We start from the raw sequence: 2,542 nt of genomic DNA on the forward strand, positions 1-2,542 counted from the left end.
TGTTGACGCCGACTTAAAACTGACCCGCCGTGCCGATTCAAAACTGACCCGGGATGAAGACGGCCACACGAGGTGGCCGTCTGTGGATAACGGTACTGTCTACTGGGCTGGATGACTAGCTGAGCGAGGCGGCCTCCTCATTTGCTTGAGCGTGTTTTTTTGCCACTTCGCGAGCCTTGATGCGCTTGCCGGCGGCCTGGCTGCTGTGCCGGTAGCGATGCGACTCGTTGCCGGTAGCGAGGATGTGGCAGTGATGCGTGAGCCGATCGAGCAAGGCCGTGGTCATCTTGGCGTCGCCGAACACGCTGGCCCACTCGCCGAAGTCCAGGTTGGTGGTGACGATGACGCTGGTGCGCTCGTAGAGCTTGGAGAGCAGGTGGAACAGCAAGGCACCGCCGCTGGGACTGAAGGGCAGATAGCCCAGTTCGTCGAGGATGACCAGATCCATGCGCATCAAGCTGGCAGCGATGCGGCCGGCCTTGCCCTGCGCCTTCTCCTGCTCCAGCGCGTTGACCAGATCCACCGTCGAGAAGAAGCGCACGCGCTTGCCGTGGCGGGTCACGGCGGCGTGGCCGATGGCGATGGCCAGATGCGTCTTGCCCGTACCGGGGCCACCCACCAAGACCACGTTGTGCGCCGCTTCGGTGAAGCCCGCGTCGGCCAGCTTCTCGACTAGGGCACGGTCGATGGGCGTGTCCTCGTACTGGAAGCTGAGCAAGTCACGATGAAGCGGGAAGCGCGCCGAGGTCAGCTGGTTGCGGATCGAGCGCATGGCACGATCGGCGTGTTCGGCCTGCACCAGGTGTTCGATCAGCCAACGACCGCTGTCCGGCGGAGGGTCTTGTTCGAGCAGTTCGCTCCATGCGCCCACCATGCCGTACAAACGCAAGTCCTTCAGTTCACGCAGCACGTCAGGACGCATGGGCCACCTCCGCATCACGCAGGCGGTCGTAACGCGCCGTGTCGGCCATTGGCGTGATCGCCGCACGCAGAGGCGTGGCGATGGCCATCGGCGTGGCTGCCGCGTTCAAGCGGCCCAGCACGTTGACGACGTGCTCGACGCTGACCCGTCCCGGCGGCCCGGCCTCCAGCGCCAACTCGGCAGCGACCACCACCGCTTCCAGCCCTGCCTGTGGCACCAGTGCGAGCACCTGCGCCATCACGCGGTCGCCGCCGGCTTCACGCAGCAGGGCACGTCGCAACGTTTGCAGCGGCTGGGGCAAATCCGCGAAGGGCTCGCCGTTGCGCAGCGCACCCGGCTTGCGTTGTACCAGCGGCACATAGTGCTGCCAGTCGTAGCACACGTGCCCGCTGCCGTTCAGTCGTTCGTGTCCGGCAATCACGGCCTCGTCGAAGACCATGACCATCCGCGTCGGATAGACGCGCGCCGACACCCAACGGCCGGCGTACTCGCACGGCACCGAGTAACGGTTCTTCGCCACCGCGACCAGGCAGGTGCTGCTGACCTTGACCGCCTTCTCCACGTAACCGTCGAACGGTGCCGGCATCGGCATCAGGTGCGTCCGTTCGTGTTCCAGCAGCTCGGCCAGCGTGCATGCCCGGTGCCGTGGATGCGGCAACGCTTCCCACAAGGCGCGCACCTGCTTGCCCAGCCAGGCATTGAGTTCGGCGAAGCTGGCGAAACGCTCGCCGGCAGCCTTCTGGAAGATGCGGCGGCGCGAGTCCTGCACGTTCTTCTCCACCGCGCCCTTCTCCCAGCCGGACGCGACATTGCAGAAACCCGCCTCGACCAGATAGTGCGCGCACAGTGCCGCGAAGCGCGCATTGACCACGCGCTCCTTGCCCCGCAGCACCTTGTCCACCGCCGTTTTCATGTTGTCATAGATACCGCGACGAGCCACGCCGCCCAGAGCGGCGAAGCTGCGCGTGTGCGCATCGAACAGCATCTCGTGGCCCTGGCTTGGATAGGCCACCAGCCAGAACGCGCGACTGGCACACAGCGTCATGTGCGCCACCTGGGCACGGTAGTACACGCCGCCGACCACCACGCCTTCCTCGCTCCAATCGAACTGGTAGGCTTCGCCCCACTCAAAGGCCAGCGGCACGAACGCCTTGCGCGCCGCCGCTTCGCCGCCTTCGGCACGCCAGGCGCGTACGAAGTCGGTCACCCGCGAATAACAGCCCGCGTAGCCCTGCGCCTTCACGTCCTCGAACAAGGCCTTCGCCGTACGCTGCTCGCGCTTGGGCCGGCGTGCATCCGCCGTCAACGCTTGCCGCAGGGCATCCGCGTAGGGCGTCAGCTGCGTCGACGCGGCCGGCCGCCGATACGTTCGATCCTTCACCTCCGGCTCCCGCAACCACGCCCGCACCGTGTTGCGGGACAAGCTCGTCAAGCGCGCGATCTCGCGTACCGACTTCTTCTCGCGGAAATGCATCCGCCGCACTTTTCCTATCATCGACATGGGGTACACCTCATCAGATTCCTGCTGGTCAAAAAACCAGCAGGAAGGTTGGGGTACCCGGGTCAATTTTCGGTCGGCATCAGCTCGAAAAGTGGGTCAGTTTTGGATCGGCCTCAACA

At 65.2% G+C, this 2,542-nt stretch carries 2 protein-coding genes; both read right to left on the bottom strand.

The window, feature by feature from the left end; all coding sequences use genetic code 11:
- Window positions 1–115 precede the first annotated feature (115 nt).
- Window positions 116–922 (bottom strand): IS21-like element helper ATPase IstB, encoded by an 807-nt coding sequence (istB, locus tag ACFPPB_RS20175; RefSeq protein WP_465269362.1) that lies wholly within the window; start codon window positions 920–922, stop codon window positions 116–118.
- A complete protein-coding gene (istA, locus tag ACFPPB_RS20180; protein WP_377330438.1) occupies window positions 912–2,423 on the bottom strand; it encodes an IS21 family transposase in 1,512 nt (503 codons plus the stop codon). Before istA ends, istB begins: the two co-directional genes overlap by 11 nt.
- Window positions 2,424–2,542 lie beyond the last annotated feature (119 nt).

It is taken from the genome of Rhodanobacter terrae (genome assembly GCF_042657005.1).
GTDB lineage: Bacteria > Pseudomonadota > Gammaproteobacteria > Xanthomonadales > Rhodanobacteraceae > Rhodanobacter > Rhodanobacter terrae.